General features: G+C 75.4%; 15 protein-coding genes and 1 riboswitch. Of the genes, 2 read left to right on the forward strand and 13 right to left on the reverse strand.

Annotated elements, in window-relative coordinates; all coding sequences use genetic code 11:
- Positions 1-8 precede the first annotated feature (8 nt).
- Together IR170_RS19105 and IR170_RS19110 are read left to right on the forward strand one after the other, a co-directional pair.
- Positions 9-581, forward strand: coding sequence for a uridine kinase family protein (locus IR170_RS19105; RefSeq protein ID WP_319805179.1), 573 nt, complete (start codon positions 9-11; stop codon positions 579-581).
- A 10-nt stretch (positions 582-591) separates the two neighbouring features.
- A complete protein-coding gene (locus tag IR170_RS19110; protein WP_193666494.1) occupies positions 592-1518 on the forward strand; it encodes an aldose 1-epimerase family protein in 927 nt (308 codons plus the stop codon).
- A 34-nt stretch (positions 1519-1552) separates the two neighbouring features.
- Here IR170_RS19110 and IR170_RS19115 read toward each other — a convergent pair whose 3' ends face one another.
- From IR170_RS19115 to IR170_RS19175, 13 genes are all read right to left on the reverse strand, one after another.
- The gene (locus IR170_RS19115) at positions 1553-2095 is read right to left on the reverse strand and encodes a PH domain-containing protein (protein WP_193666495.1); all 543 of its coding nucleotides are present in this window, start codon (positions 2093-2095) and stop codon (positions 1553-1555) included.
- Complete coding sequence (gene hisG / locus IR170_RS19120) at positions 2079-2945, reverse strand: ATP phosphoribosyltransferase (RefSeq protein WP_193666496.1); 867 nt, start codon at positions 2943-2945, stop codon at positions 2079-2081. The genes IR170_RS19115 and hisG overlap by 17 nt, the downstream gene beginning before the upstream one ends.
- A 23-nt stretch (positions 2946-2968) precedes the next feature.
- Positions 2969-3232 (reverse strand): phosphoribosyl-ATP diphosphatase, encoded by a 264-nt coding sequence (locus tag IR170_RS19125; protein ID WP_056862810.1) that lies wholly within the window; start codon positions 3230-3232, stop codon positions 2969-2971.
- A 131-nt stretch (positions 3233-3363) separates the two neighbouring features.
- Positions 3364-3852, reverse strand: a complete 489-nt coding sequence (gene ribH, locus IR170_RS19130) for a 6,7-dimethyl-8-ribityllumazine synthase (protein WP_056904338.1) — start codon at positions 3850-3852, stop codon at positions 3364-3366.
- A complete protein-coding gene (locus IR170_RS19135) occupies positions 3849-5240 on the reverse strand; it encodes a bifunctional 3,4-dihydroxy-2-butanone-4-phosphate synthase/GTP cyclohydrolase II (protein WP_227489660.1) in 1392 nt (463 codons plus the stop codon). The genes ribH and IR170_RS19135 overlap by 4 nt, the downstream gene beginning before the upstream one ends.
- On the reverse strand, positions 5237-5920 hold the full coding sequence (locus IR170_RS19140; protein ID WP_193666497.1) for a nicotinamide mononucleotide transporter family protein: 684 nt from the start codon (positions 5918-5920) through the stop codon (positions 5237-5239). Before IR170_RS19140 ends, IR170_RS19135 begins: the two co-directional genes overlap by 4 nt.
- On the reverse strand, positions 5920-6561 hold the full coding sequence (locus IR170_RS19145) for a riboflavin synthase (RefSeq protein ID WP_193666498.1): 642 nt from the start codon (positions 6559-6561) through the stop codon (positions 5920-5922). The genes IR170_RS19140 and IR170_RS19145 overlap by 1 nt, the downstream gene beginning before the upstream one ends.
- Positions 6561-7655 carry a bifunctional diaminohydroxyphosphoribosylaminopyrimidine deaminase/5-amino-6-(5-phosphoribosylamino)uracil reductase RibD gene (gene ribD, locus IR170_RS19150; RefSeq protein WP_193666507.1) on the reverse strand — a complete coding sequence of 365 codons (1095 nt, stop codon included), beginning with the start codon at positions 7653-7655 and terminating at the stop codon, positions 6561-6563. Before ribD ends, IR170_RS19145 begins: the two co-directional genes overlap by 1 nt.
- Before the next feature lie 167 nt (positions 7656-7822).
- Positions 7823-7952, reverse strand: a riboswitch (FMN riboswitch).
- A gap of 223 nt (positions 7953-8175) precedes the next feature.
- Positions 8176-8670: a maleylpyruvate isomerase N-terminal domain-containing protein gene (locus IR170_RS19155; protein ID WP_193666499.1), complete on the reverse strand. Its 495-nt coding sequence runs from the start codon at positions 8668-8670 to the stop codon at positions 8176-8178.
- Between the two features lie 3 nt (positions 8671-8673).
- Complete coding sequence (rpe, locus tag IR170_RS19160; RefSeq protein WP_193666500.1) at positions 8674-9369, reverse strand: ribulose-phosphate 3-epimerase; 696 nt, start codon at positions 9367-9369, stop codon at positions 8674-8676.
- Between the two features lie 72 nt (positions 9370-9441).
- Entirely contained in the window at positions 9442-11109 is a 1668-nt protein-coding gene (locus tag IR170_RS20505; protein ID WP_193666501.1) for a RecQ family ATP-dependent DNA helicase, read from the reverse strand.
- Between the two features lie 143 nt (positions 11110-11252).
- Entirely contained in the window at positions 11253-12221 is a 969-nt protein-coding gene (gene ligD / locus IR170_RS19170; RefSeq protein WP_193666502.1) for a non-homologous end-joining DNA ligase, read from the reverse strand.
- 73 nt (positions 12222-12294) lie between these two features.
- The coding region (locus tag IR170_RS19175; RefSeq protein ID WP_406603387.1) for an RsmB/NOP family class I SAM-dependent RNA methyltransferase at positions 12295-13717 on the reverse strand (1423 nt) is incomplete at its 5' end.

Genomic DNA, 13717 nt, shown 5'->3' on the forward strand with positions numbered 1-13717 from the left:
GCGCCCGGGTGGTGCTCGACCTGGCCCGGGAGCGGGCGCCACGGCTGGCCGGCTCGCGGCTGGTGTGCCTCGACGGGCCGGCCGGGTCGGGCAAGACCACCCTGGCCCTGGCCCTGGCCGACCTGGCGACCTCCGCGGGGCTCGACGCCCACGTCGTCCACATGGACGACCTCTACGACGGCTGGGACGGGCTGCCCCGCGTCGGCGAGGCACTCGCACCGCTGCTGGGCCCCCTCGCCGCCGGGGCCCCCGGCCGCTACCGCCGCTACGACTGGCACCGGGCGGCCCTCGCCGAGACCGTCACCGTGCCCCCGGCCCCGTTGCTGGTGCTCGAGGGCGTGGGCTCGGGCCTCGCCGCGTGGTCGCACCACCAGACCCTGCTGGTCTGGGTCGAGGCCCCGTCGGCCCTGCGACTGGCGCGCGGCCTCGAGCGCGACGGTGCCGACCTGGCCGACCGGTGGCGGGCGTGGCGCACGGCCGAGGACCTCCACCACACCGCCGACCGCACCCGGGAGCGGGCCGACCTCGTCGTCGACGGCACCGGTCGGACGCCTCCCGGGCCGCCGGGCGAGGCGCCCTAGGGTGGAGCCCATGCGTGCTCCCAGCGGTGACCAGTTCGAGATCGCCGGCGGCGGCTACCGCGCCGTCGTCACCGAGAGCGGGGCCGCGCTCCGCACGCTCGAGCACGCCGGGCGTCCCCTCGTCGACGGCTTCGCCGAGGAGGAGATGACCTCCGGCGGGCGCGGCCAGCTGCTCATGCCCTGGCCCAACCGGCTGCGCGACGGCCGCTACCGCTGGGGCGGACGCGAGCACCAGCTCGCCCTGACCGAGCCCGGCCGCGCCAACGCCTCCCACGGGCTCGTGCGCTGGGTGGCCTGGACCGCCGAGGAGCACACCGGCCACTCGGTGTCGCTGTCCTACCGCCTCATGGCGCAGAGCGGCTACCCCTGGACGCTGGACCTGCACGTCGTCTACGACCTCTCCGCCGACGGGCTCACGGTGACCCAGACCGCCAGCAACACCTCGACCACGCCCGCCCCGTGGGCCAGCGGGGCCCACCCCTACCTCCGCGTCGGCGCCGGCCCCGTCGACCCCCTCGAGCTCACGCTGCCGGCGGCGACCCGGATCCTGGTCGACCCCGAGCGGCTGCTGCCGGTCGGCACCGAGGAGGTCGAGGGCACGACGTACGACTTCCGGGTGGCGCGGCCGCTGCGCGACCTGCCGCTCGACGACGGCTTCACCGACCTCGTGCGCGACGACGACGGCACCGCCACCGCGGTGCTGCACGACCCGCGCTCCGGCGAGGGCGTGGCGCTGTGGGTCGACCGCCACCACACCGCGCTGCAGGTCTACAGCGCCGACGAGGTCGCCGCCACCGCGCGGCGCTCGCTGGCCGTGGAGCCGATGACGGCTCCCGCCGACGCCTTCTCCTCCGGCACCGGTGTCGTCACCCTCGGCGCCGCGGGCGAGCCCGACGACTCCTTCTCCGCCACGTGGGGCATCCGGGCGCTGGACTGAGCCGCCGCGCACCACTTACCGACCGTTGCGACCACTACCCGACCGTCGTGACGGTCAGGTAGTGGTCGCAACGGGGGGTAGGTCGTCCCCGGCGGGGGGCGGGGCAGCGGGGCCGCACGGCGGCCAGGGCGCGGAGCTGGCGGGCGTGGGCCTGGGCGCGGGCGCCGTCGGAGCCCTGGATGCCCATCACCGCGGCGGTCGTGCCGTCGGCGAGGTCGAGGGTGACCCACGGGGCACCCGGCGGGAGGTTGACCGAGACGATCTGCGGCCAGCTGTACTCGCGACGGCGGTAGCCGTTGACCACGATCAGCCGGTCGCGCTCGGCCACGACGCGGGAGCGCACGAGGGCGAACATGCAGGCGTAGCCCAGCCCCACCAGCACGAAGAGCGTGCCGATCTGGAAGGCCGTGAACTTCGCCTGGGTCTCGTCGTCGAAGCTGAACCACGCGGCGGCGAACATCGCGAGCAGGCCGACGCCGAGCACCGCGCCGACGATGCGCGGGCCCAGCGGGCGCCAGGTGTGGGGCAGGGTGGGCGCGAGGTCGCGTCGCGCCGGACCCTCAGAGGCGGCAGGCATGGATGTCGGTGGTGAGGATGCCGCGGGCGCCGACCTGCCAGAGCTCGTCCATGAGGCGCTGGGCACCGCTGCGCGGCACCATCACCCGCACGGCCGACCAGCCCTCGCGGTGCAGCGGGGCCACGGTGGGGCTCTCGATGCCGGGGGTCAGGGCGACCGCGGCGGCGACCGCCTCGCTGGGGATGTCGTAGTCCATCATCACGTAGGAGCGGGCCACCAGCACGCCCTCCACGCGACGGCGGAAGACCTCGAAGCCGTCGGGAGCGGCCGCGCCGGAGCGGGTGATGACCACCGCCTCCGACTCCAGGATGGTCTCGCCGAAGACCTCGAGACCCGCCTGGCGCAGCGTGCTGCCGGTCTCGACGACGTCGGCGATCGCGTCGGCCACACCGAGCTGGATGCTGGTCTCCACGGCCCCGTCGAGGCGGATCACCGTGGCCTCGATGCCGCGCTCGGCCAGGAAGGACCGCACGACCCCGACGTACGACGTGGCGATGCGGGCGCCCTGGAGCTGGGCCAGGTCGGTGAACGCACCGCGGGGGCCGGCGAAGCGGAAGCGGCTGCGGCCGAAGCCCAGGCGCATGGCCTCGTCGGCCTGCGCCCCGGAGTCCTGGAGCAGGTCGCGCCCCGTGACCCCGACGTCGAGGGTGCCCTCGCCGACGTAGAGCGCGATGTCGCGCGGACGGAGGTAGAAGAACTCCACGCCGTTGTCGGCGTCGATGAGGGTGAGCTGCTTGGAGTCGTCGCGCTGGCGGTAGCCCGCCTCGCGCAGGATCTCCGAGGCCGACTGCGACAGCGAGCCCTTGTTGGGCACCGCGACACGCAGCAGCGGGGTGGCGGGAGAGGTCATCGGGTCGGCCTTCGCGGGTGCGGTCACAGGTGGGCGTAGACGTCGTCGAGCTCGAGGCCGCTCGCCAGCATGAGGCACTGGGCGTGGTAGAGCAGCTGGCTGATCTCCTCGGCCGTGCGCTCCTTGCCCTCGTGCTCGGCCGCCATCCACGACTCCGCGGCCTCCTCGACCAGCTTCTTGCCGATGGCGTGCACGCCAGCGTCGAGCTGGGCCACGGTGCCGGATCCTGCGGGGCGGGTCCGGGCCTTGTCCTGCAGCTCGGCCCACAGCTCGTCGAACGTCTTCACAGCAGAGCAGCCTAGGCGGTGCCGTCGCGGCGGCCTACGACGGGACCGCGCGACGGCACCCGCCGTGGCCTGGGCCACGCCGTCCGGGGCGACTGCGGCCCGACTGCAGCCCAGCTGCGGCCCGGGAGGGATCAGGCCAGCCGACCGCGGCGCAGCCGCTTGAGCACGTGCGCGGTCTGGAGCGCGGCCGAGGTGGCCTCGTGGCCCTTGTCCTCCTTCGAGCCCTCCAGGCCGGCGCGGTCGAGCGCCTGCTGGTCGTCGTCGCAGGTGAGCACGCCGAAGCCGACCGCGACCTGGTGGTCGAGCGCGACCCGGGTCAGGCCGTCGGTGGCGGCGTTGCACACGTAGTCGAAGTGGGGCGTGCCGCCGCGCACGACGACACCGAGCGCGACGACCGCGTCGTAGCCCTGGGCGGCCAGGGTCGCGGCCACGACGGGGAGCTCGAAGGTGCCGGGCACCCGCACGACCAGCGGGTTGCCCACGGAGTACTCCTCCAGGGCACGGTGGGCACCGGCGAGCAGGCCGTCCATGACCTCGGTGTGCCAGCTGGCCGCGACGACGGCGACGCGCAGGTCGGAGGCGTCGACGGCCTCGGGGGTGGGTGCTCCGTGGCCGCTCATCGGGTGGCTCCGTTCGTCTCGAGGTCGGTGCCGGCCACCGTGCTGGTGCCGGCTGCGGGGTCTGCTGCGGGGGCCGGGACCTCGCTGTGGAGGTCGGGCAGGACGTGGCCCATCCGGTCACGCTTGGTGAGCAGGTAGGCCAGGTTGTGGTCGTTGGGGTGCGGGGTGAGCGGCACGCGCTCGGCGACGGTGATGCCGAAGTCCTCGAGGTTGCTCACCTTGTCGGGGTTGTTGGTCATCAGGCGCACGCTGGCCACGCCCAGGTCGCGCAGGACCTGGGTCGCGGTGCCGTAGTGGCGGGCGTCGGCGGGCAGGCCGAGGTCGAGGTTGGCGTCGACCGTGTCGCGCCCGCCGTCCTGCAGGGCGTAGGCCTGGAGCTTGGCCAGCAGCCCGATGCCGCGACCCTCGTGGCCGCGCAGGTAGATCACCACGCCGCGCCCCTCGGCGACGACGCGCTCGAGGGCCTCGTCGAGCTGCGGCCCGCAGTCGCAGCGGTGGCTGCCGAAGACGTCGCCGGTGAGGCACTCGGAGTGGACCCGGGTCAGCACCGGCTCCTCGCCGGAGAGGTCACCGTGCACGAGGGCGATGTGCTCGGAGCCGTCGACGGTGATGCGGTAGCCAACGGCGGTGAAGTCGCCGGCGCGGGTGGGCAGGCGGGTCTCGGTGACCCGCTCGACGAGGTTCTCCACCCGGCGGCGGTGCCGCACGAGGTCCTCGATGGAGATCATGGCCAGGTCGTGCTCGTCGGCGAAGGCGCGCAGCTCGGGGGCGCGCTTCATGGTGCCGTCGTCGTTGACGACCTCCACCAGCACCCCGGCGGGGGTGAGCCCGGCGAGGCGGGCCAGGTCGACCGCCGCCTCGGTGTGGCCGCGGCGCACGAGCACACCGCCCTCGCGGTAGCGCAGGGGGAAGACGTGACCGGGGCGGGTCAGCTCCCAGGGCTCGGTGGCGGAGTCGGCGAGCACCCGGGCGGTGTGGGCCCGGTCGGCGGCCGAGATGCCGGTGGACACGCCGTCGCGGGCGTCGACGGAGATCGTGTAGGCCGTGCGCAGCCTGTCCTTGTTGTGCGGCGTCATCAGCGGGATCTCGAGCCGGTCGAGCATGTCGGCGGGCATCGGCACGCAGATCACGCCGCTGGAGTGGCGGATGGTGAAGGCCATCAGCTCGGGGGTCGCCTTGGCCGCGGCGAAGATGATGTCGCCCTCGTTCTCCCGGCCCTCGTCGTCGACGACCACGACGGCCCGGCCCGCCGCGATGTCGGCGATGGCGCGCTCGACGCTGTCGAGGCGCACGCCGCCGTGCTGCTCGGCGTGCTGCGCGGTGTAGGCGTCGACCAGGGGCTCGGCCTGCTCGACCGGCTCGTCGTGGGGTGCGGGGGTCTGGGTCATGCGTGTGCTCCTTCGAGGGCGGTCGTCTCCTCGACGACCGTGCGGGTGGCGCGCCACCAGGTGACGAGCCCGGCGACGCAGAAGCCGCCGTAGAACAGGTACATGCCGGCGGTCGGGTAGTAGCCGGCCTGGACGAGGGTGGTGACGCCGACGGCGTCGACGGCGATCCACACCAGCCAGAACTCCACCCAGCCGCGCGCTATGCCGTAGGTCGCCAGCAGTGAGCCGGCGAGGATCCAGGCCTCGGTGGCGGGGCTGTAGGAGCCGATGCGCTCCAGCACCTCGTGGGCCACGGCGTAGCCGACCACCGCGAGGGCGAGCAGCTGGAGCCGCTCGGCCCCGGTGGCCCAGCGCGGCGCGATCGCCCCGCCGTCGCTGCCGGAGCGGGCGTGGCTCCAGCGCCACCAGCCGTAGACGCCGGCCACGGCGAAGAACACCTGACGCCCGGCCTGGCCCCACAGCGGCTCGGCGACGGTGCCGCTGATCTCGCCGCTCACGAAGACGGTGAAGAGCAGCGCGTTGCCGACCAGGCCGACCGGCCAGGCCCAGGTGAGGCGGCGCATGCCCAGGAGGGCGCTGGCAAGGCCGAAGCCGTTGCCCACGACCTCGCGCACGCTGAGCGCTCCCCCGCCGACCGGGATCGAGCCGTGCAGCAGCCACTGCACCACGGCGTCGAGCATCAGGTGCCCTCCCCGAGGCGGCGCACGAGCGCGTCGAGGTGGCCGCCCACGAGCAGCTTCTCGACGTGCTTGGCCAGCACGTCGGCCTCGAGGTTGACCCGGTCGCCGACGCGGCGCGAGCCCAGCGTGGTGCGCGCCAGGGTCTCGGGGATCAGGCTGACGGTGAAGCTGCGCTCGCCGGCCTCGACCACGGTGAGGCTGACGCCGTCGACGGTGATGGAGCCCTTGTCGACCAGGTAGCGGCCCAGGTCGCCGCCGGGCCCCTGCGGCAGGGAGACCTCGACGACCTCCCAGTGCTCGCTCGGGGTGCGACGCAGCACCTCGCCGACGCCGTCGACGTGGCCCTGCACGATGTGCCCGCCCAGCCGCTTGTCGGCGGTGACCGCACGCTCGAGGTTGACCCGGTCGCCCGGCGCGACGCCGCGCAGGCCGGTCTTGTCGAGGGTCTCCTGCATGACGTCGGCGGTCCAGGTCGTGGCCGTGCGCTCCGCGACGGTCAGGCAGCAGCCGTTGACCGAGATCGAGTCGCCGAGACCGGCGTCCTCGAGCACGACCGAGGCCTCGACGGTGAGGCGGATCGCGTCGCCCTGCTCCTCGACGGCGGCCACGGTGCCGAGCTCCTCGACGATTCCGGTGAACATCAGCGGGTCCCTCCTGGGATGGGCGCCGGCGGGACGGCCGGCTGGTCGACGGGGTGCTCGGCGGGGTGCTCGGCGTGGTCGGACCCGCGCGGGGCGGGCACCAGGGTGAGGCGTACGTCGGGCTGCTCGCCCTCCACGCCCTCGATGACGGTGACGTCGGTGAGCACCGGTCGCAACGCTGCGGCGACGGTGCTGATTCCGAGGTCGCCCACGGCGCCGGCGCCCGCACCCAGCAGCACGGGGGCGACGTAGGCGACGATCTCGTCGACGAGCCCGGCGCGCACGAACGCCGCGGCCAGGCGCGGGCCGCCCTCGAGGAAGACGTGGCGGCGCTCGAGCCCGGCGAGCTGGGCCAGCGCGGCCCGGGGGTCGCGGGTGCGCAGGTGCACGGTCTCGGCGGAGCCGTCGAGGACCCGGCGACCCGGCGCGAGGTCGCTCTCCCCCATGACGGCGCGCAGCGGCTGGCGCTCCAGCGGGCGGTCCTGCTCGTCGCGCACGGTGAGCGCGGGGTCGTCGGCGGCCACCGTGCCGGTGCCGACGAGCACGGTGTCGGCCAGGGCGCGCAGCCGGTGCACGTCGCGGCGGCTGGCGCGCCCCGAGATCCAGCGGCTGGTGCCGTCGGCGGCCGCGCTGCGCCCGTCGAGGGTGGCCGCCAGCTTCCAGGTCACGAAGGGGCGGCCGTGCTCGACCGCGAAGGTCCACACCCGGTTGAGCGCGCGGGCGTCGTGCTCGAGCAGGCCGGCCTCGACCACGAGGCCGGCCGCACGCAGGGTCTCGGCGCCGCCCCGGGCCACCGGGTTGGGGTCGGACTGGGCGTAGACGACCCGGCGTACGCCGGCCTCCACCAGCGCCTGCGCGCACGGTCCGGTGCGGCCGGTGTGGTTGCAGGGCTCCAGGGTGACCACGGCGGTGGTGCCGCGGGCGGCCGCTCCCGCGCGGGCCAGCGCGTCGGCCTCGGCGTGGGGCGTGCCGGCCCCGCGGTGGAAGCCCTCGGCCACGGTGGCGCCGTCGTCGGCGAGCAGGACGCAGCCGACCCGCGGGTTCGGCGACAGCGGCACGCCCGGGGTGGCGGCCAGGGCGAGGGCGCGACGCATGGCCGCCGCCTCGTGACCGGCGCCGTCGGTCCCACCGGTGCCGTGCCCGGCGTCGTGTCCGGTGCCGTGCTCGCTGCTCACCGCCGCCCCTCTCTGGTCCGTGCTCGGACTCCGGGGCTGACTGCGGTGGTCGACGACGGCACGCGACGCGTGCGCCGACGGGTCACCTGCGTGCACTTCCCATCCGGACTTTGACCGTCGGTCCAGGAGTTCCACCTGGTCAACCGGTCACTGGAGGTGACCGGGTCGCGGACTTTCACCGCCGGCTCGGATTTTCACCGACCCCAGAGCACGCGAGCAATGTTGACTCGTCAGGTGCAGTTTAACCACACCCGTGTCGTCCGCGGGTGTGAGCACCCGCACAGCGGGGTCGGCGTGGCGGTCCGGGCGGGCGGCCGGGGGCCCGCGACCGGGGCGCGTCATGCGGACCGTGGATGCGCCTCCAGCCGTCGCATGACGCCGGCAGGGACACGCGGCAGGCGGGCACGGGCGGCGGCACAGGCGGCCGGGGTGGCGCTGCTCAGGCGGTGGCGTCCTCGCGGCGGCCGAAGGGCAGCAGCGCCAGGCCCTGACGGTCCAGGCCGGCGGGGTCGGCGGCGTCGCCCTCGAGGCGTGCGAAGCCCTCCTCGGCGTAGAGCGTGTCGCCGGCCTCGCGCGCGAGCACCTCGAGGAAGGTCAGCTGGTCCTCGCCCAGGCGCAGGTCGGCCTCCAGGGCGCGTGCGACGTCCCAGGCGTGGAGGGTCAGCTCGAGGGTGTCGTAGGGCGCGGTGGCGGCCAGGGCGGGGTCGTCGGGGATGGCGGCGGCGTAGGTGGCCATCAGGTCGCCGGTGACGTCGCCGGCCAGGTGCGCCCCGAGCACGTGCTCGTGGTGCTCGAGGACGTGGGTCACGACGTCGGAGACCGTCCACCCCGGGCAGGAGGGCACGGGCCTGACCAGGTCGGCCGCACCGACGCGGTCGAGCACGGCGCGGAAGGTGTGGGCGGCGCGCAGGTAGGTGGCCTGGAGGGTCGGCACGGCTCAGGCCCCCGGCACGTCGGTGCCCGTGGCCGCGGCGCCCGTGGCGGCCTCGGCGGCCGCGCGCAGGCGGCCCACCATCTCGTCGGGGTCCTCGGCGGAGTAGACCGCGGAGCCCGCCACGAAGACGTCGGCGCCGGCCTCGGCGCACCGCTCGATGGTCTCCAGCGAGACGCCGCCGTCGACCTGGAGCCAGGTCTCGACGCCGTGGCGCTCCAGCAGGGCGCGGGTGCGGCGGATCTTGGGCAGCACCAGGTCGAGGAACGTCTGACCGCCGAAGCCGGGCTCCACGGTCATCAGCAGCACCATGTCGAGCTCGGGCAGCAGGTCGGCGTAGGGCTCGATCGGGGTGGCCGGGCGCAGGCCCATGCTGGCGCGACCGCCGGCGGCGCGGATCTCGCGGGCCAGCCGCACCGGCGCACGGGCCGCCTCGACGTGGAAGGTCACCGAGGCGCAGCCGGCCTCGACGTACGCCGGGGCGTGGGAGTCGGGATCCTCGATCATCAGGTGCGCGTCGAGGGGCAGGTCCGTGGAGCGCGCGAGGGCCTCGACCATCGTCGGGCCGAAGGTCAGGTTGGGCACGAAGTGGTTGTCCATGACGTCGACGTGCACCCAGTCGGCGCTGCCGATGCGGCCCACCTCCTCGCCCAGGCGGGAGAAGTCGGCGTTGAGGATGCTCGGCGTGATCTGGATGCCCACGGGGGGTGAGCCTAGGCGAGGGCCGGGGTCGGGGCCCCCCGGGGGCGGGCTCGCGGGGACGGCCCGACCGGCTCAGCCCGCGGCCAGCAGGTCGTGGTCGCGCACGACGTCGAGGGCCAGCGTGCGGTAGCCGACGCTGTCGAAGAGCACGGTGACCCGGTCGGCCTCCAGCTCGGTGACCACACCGTCGCCGAACTCGGGATGGTGCACCTGCTCCTGCAGGCGGTAGCCGACCTCGTCGGGGTCGACCGCGTCGGGGACGACCCCGGCACGGCAGGTGTCGCAGCGCCCGCAGGGCCCGTCGAGCTGCTCGCCGAGGTACTCCACCAGCACCTGGGAGCGGCAGCGGTCGGTCTCGGCGTAGTGGCGCACCAGCTCCACGCGGGAGCGCTCCAGGTCGCGGCGGCGGGTGGCCAGCTCGCGGGCGGCGTCGACCCCGGTGCCCCGCCCGGACTCCTCGGCGTCGCGCAGCAGGTTGACCAGGCGGCCCGCCTTGCGGCGACCGCAGCCCACCCGCTCGCCGACGAGCTCGACGGGGTCGAGGTCGGCGACGTCGTCGTCACCCTCGGCGCGGGCCGCGTCGAGGTCGTCGAGCGCGGCCCGGGCCTTCCTCAGGTCGCCCCGCGACGGCACGGTGGCCGAGAAGAACCGGCCCAGCGCCAGGTCCTCCTCGCGGTGCACCAGGGTCGCGGTGGCGTCGGCGCCGTCACGACCGGCCCGTCCCGCCTCCTGGTAGTAGGTGTCGGGCGACTCCGGCGCGTGGGCGTGCACCACGAAGCGCACGTCGGGCTTGTCGATGCCCATGCCGAAGGCCGAGGTGGCCACGACGATGTCGACCCCGCCGCCGACGAAGGCCTCCTGGGTCTCGCGGCGCCGGCGGTGGGCCAGACCCGCGTGGTAGGCCTCGACCGTGCGCTCGCCGAGGCGCTCGTCGGCGCGCAGCAGCTCGACGTAGCGCGCCGTGGCCGGGCGGGTGCGGCAGTAGACGATGCCCGCGGCGTCGGGGGGCCCGGCGAGGGCCGCGTCGAGCACTGCACGCTCCTGCTCGTCCTCGCCCGCGACGCGCACCACGTCGAGCACGAGGTTGTCACGGGCGAAGTCGGTGACGACCAGGCGCGGGTCGCGCAGCTCGAGCCGCTCGGCGATCTCCTCGCGCACCGGCGGCGCGGCGGTGGCCGTCATCGCCACCACCCGAGGGCGCCCCGAGGGGCTGGCCTCGCGGTCGCCCAGCTCGTCGAGCAGGGCGCCGAGGCGGTGGTAGTCGGGCCGGAAGTCGTGCCCCCACGCCGAGACGCAGTGCGCCTCGTCGACGGCCACCAGACCCGGACGGGCCACCGCGAGGCGGCGGCGTACGTCGTCGAGCGCCAGCTGCTCGGGGGCGAGGAAGAGGAAGTCGAGCTCGCCGGCCTCGGCCGCGGCGAGCACCTCCTCGCGCCGGGTGGCGCTCTCGGCCGAGCTCAGCCGGGCCGCCCGCACGTCGCCGCGCAGCGCCTCGAGGTGGTCGACCTGGTCCTGCTGCAGGGCCAGCAGGGGCGAGACCACGAGGGTCAGCCGCTCCAGGATCGTGCCGGCCAGCTGGTAGGTCAGCGACTTGCCCGCGCCCGTGGGCGAGATCAGCAGCACGTCGTGGCCCTCGAGCAGCGCGGTCGTCGCCTCGAGCTGGCCCGGCAGCAGGTCGGCGTGGCCGAAGACGTCGTGGGCGGCGCGGCGGACTCGGTGCTCGGTGGCGGAGGAGGTCACCTGCCCACCCTCGCCCGGCGCCGCCCTCCCGCGGACCGCCCGCTGGGGTGGAGGGGCCGCGCGGTCTCACCCCTTCGGCCCGCCCCACCCCGGCCCACCCCGGCCCCCCCGGCCCTGGCCTGCGCCCTGGCGCCGGAGCGGGCTCAGTCCTCCGGGTCGGCCGGCGGGGACGCCCCGTCGCGCTCGTCACGTGCGGCCCACTCGAGCAGCGGTGCGAGGTCGAAGGTGTGCTCGCCGTCGTCGAGCCCCGCGTGCAGGTCGCCGAGCTCGGCGAAGCGGGCCGGGACCGTGGCGATGGTGAAGTCGCGCGGGTCGGCGTCGTCGACCTCGTCCCAGCGGATCGGGGTCGAGACGCGGGCGTCGGGCAGTCCGCGCACCGAGTACGCCGCAGCGATCGTGTGGTCGCGGGCGTTCTGGTTGTAGTCGGGGAAGACCGCGCGGGGGTCGCGGTCCTTGCGCCACCAGGTGGTCGTGACGTCCTGCGGGCTGCGCCGCTCCACCTCGCGGGCGAACGCGAGCGCGGCGCGGCGTACGTCCTTGAAGCCGTGGTCCGGCGCGATCCTCACGTAGACGTGCAGGCCCTTGCTCCCGCTGGTCTTGGGGAAGCCGGTGGCCCCGAGGTCGTCGAGCACCTCGTGGGCGACGTGGGCGACCCGACGCACCGTGTCGTAGTCGCACTCGGGGCCGGGATCGAGGTCGATGCGCCACTCGTCGGGCTTCTCGGTGTCCTCGCGGCGGCTGTTCCACGGGTGGAACTCCACGGTCGACATCTGCACCGCCCACACCACCGCGGCCAGCTCGGTCACGCACAGCTCGTCGGCCGTGCGGTCCCACCGGGGGAAGTGCAGCCGCACGGTCTCGACCCAGGCCGGCGCACCCGCCGGCAGCCGCTTCTGGTGCACCTTGGGGCCGGCCAGGCCCTTCGGGAAGCGGTGGAGCATGCAGGGGCGGTCCTCGAGGGCGTGCACGATCCCGGGCCCCACCGCGAGGTAGTACTCGACCAGGTCGAGCTTGGTCGCGCCCGACTCGGGGAAGTACACGCGGTCGGGGTTGCTGACCCGCACCACCCGGCCCTCCACCTCGACCTCGACCGCGGGTGCCTTCGTCGCCATGGCTCGACCTTAGGCGTCTCAGCGCGATGACGAGGGGCGGCGGGCCGCCGCGGCCCCTCGTCGGCGCGGCGCCCTACGGCGTGCCGGGGGCGCGCAGCAGGGCCATGAACATCGCGTCGGTCTCGTGGCGGTGGGGCCACAGCTGCAGCGTGCCGGGCAGGGGCCCGGCCGCGTCGACGACCTGCGGGAGCTGCGCGGCGAGGTCCTCCAGCACCACCCCCGGACGCTGGGCCAGGACCGAGGAGACCACCTCGGCGGTCTCGGCGAGGATCGGCGAGCAGGTGGCGTAGAGCACCACGCCTCCGGGACGCACCAGGTCGAGGGCCGAGGTCACCAGCGCGCGCTGGAGCAGCACGAGGGTCAGCAGGTCGTCGGGGCGGCGGCGCCAGCGCGCCTCGGGACGCCGGCGCAGCGCCCCGAGCCCGGTGCAGGGTGCGTCGACCAGCACCCGGTCGAAGGAGCCGTGGCGCCACGGCGGGGCCGTGCCGTCGGCCGTCACCACGCCGAGCACCCCGTCGGCACCGCGCAGGGCGCGCGCCACCAGCCGGGCGCGGTGGGGCTGCCGCTCCCCCGCCACCAGCGCGGCGCCACGCCGGGACGCCAGGGCGGCCAGCAGGGCCGCCTTGCCGCCAGGACCGGCGCACAGGTCGAGCCAGCGCTCGTCGGGGCCCTCGAGGGGTGCCTGCGCGAGGGCCTCGGCGACCAGCTGGGAGCCCTCGTCCTGCACCCCGGCGCGCCCCTCGGCGACCGCCGCCACCTCACCCGGGTCGCCGCCCTCCAGCATCACGCCGTACGGCGAGAGCCGGGTCGGCGTGCCGGGCAGCTCGTCGCGGGTCGAGCGACCCGGGCGCGCGACCAGCGTGACCCGCGGCGCCACGTTGTCGGCCGCGAGCAGGTCCGGCAGCTCGCCCGCGGCCTCTCCCAGGGCACGGCGCAGTGCGGCCACCACCCAGGTGGGGTGGCTCCACGCGATGGAGGCCTGCTTGTCGTCGCTCGCGGCACGGGGCGCGAGCTCGGCGACCCACGCCTCGAGGTCGCGCTGGGCGACCTTGCGCAGCACGGCGTTGCTGAAGTTGCCGGCGCCGTGGCTGACCTTGCCGCGCACCAGGTCGACCGTGGAGCTGATCGCGGCGTGGTCGGGCACCCGCATCGACAGCAGCTGGTGCACCCCCAGTCGCAGGGCGTCGAGCACCTTGGCCTCGATCTTGCGCAACGGCCGGTCGGCGCAGGCGGCGATGACGGCGTCGTAGGTGCCCTGGCGGCGGATCGTGCCCGAGACCAGCTCGGTGGTGAAGGCGGCGTCGCGGCCGCTGAGACCGGCCTCGCGCAGGACACCGGGCAGCACCAGGTTGGCGTAGGCGTCGTCGACGCGCACGGCCTTGAGCACCTCGAGCGCCGCCAGGCGCGCCGGGTCGGCCCGCACCTGCCCCCCGGCCGGCCGCCGCGCGGGCGGACGCCGCCCCGGGGCCGCGCCGCCCGCCGCGCGCCGGTCGGCC

It is taken from the genome of Nocardioides kribbensis (genome assembly GCF_015070375.1).
Lineage (GTDB): Bacteria > Actinomycetota > Actinomycetes > Propionibacteriales > Nocardioidaceae > Nocardioides > Nocardioides kribbensis.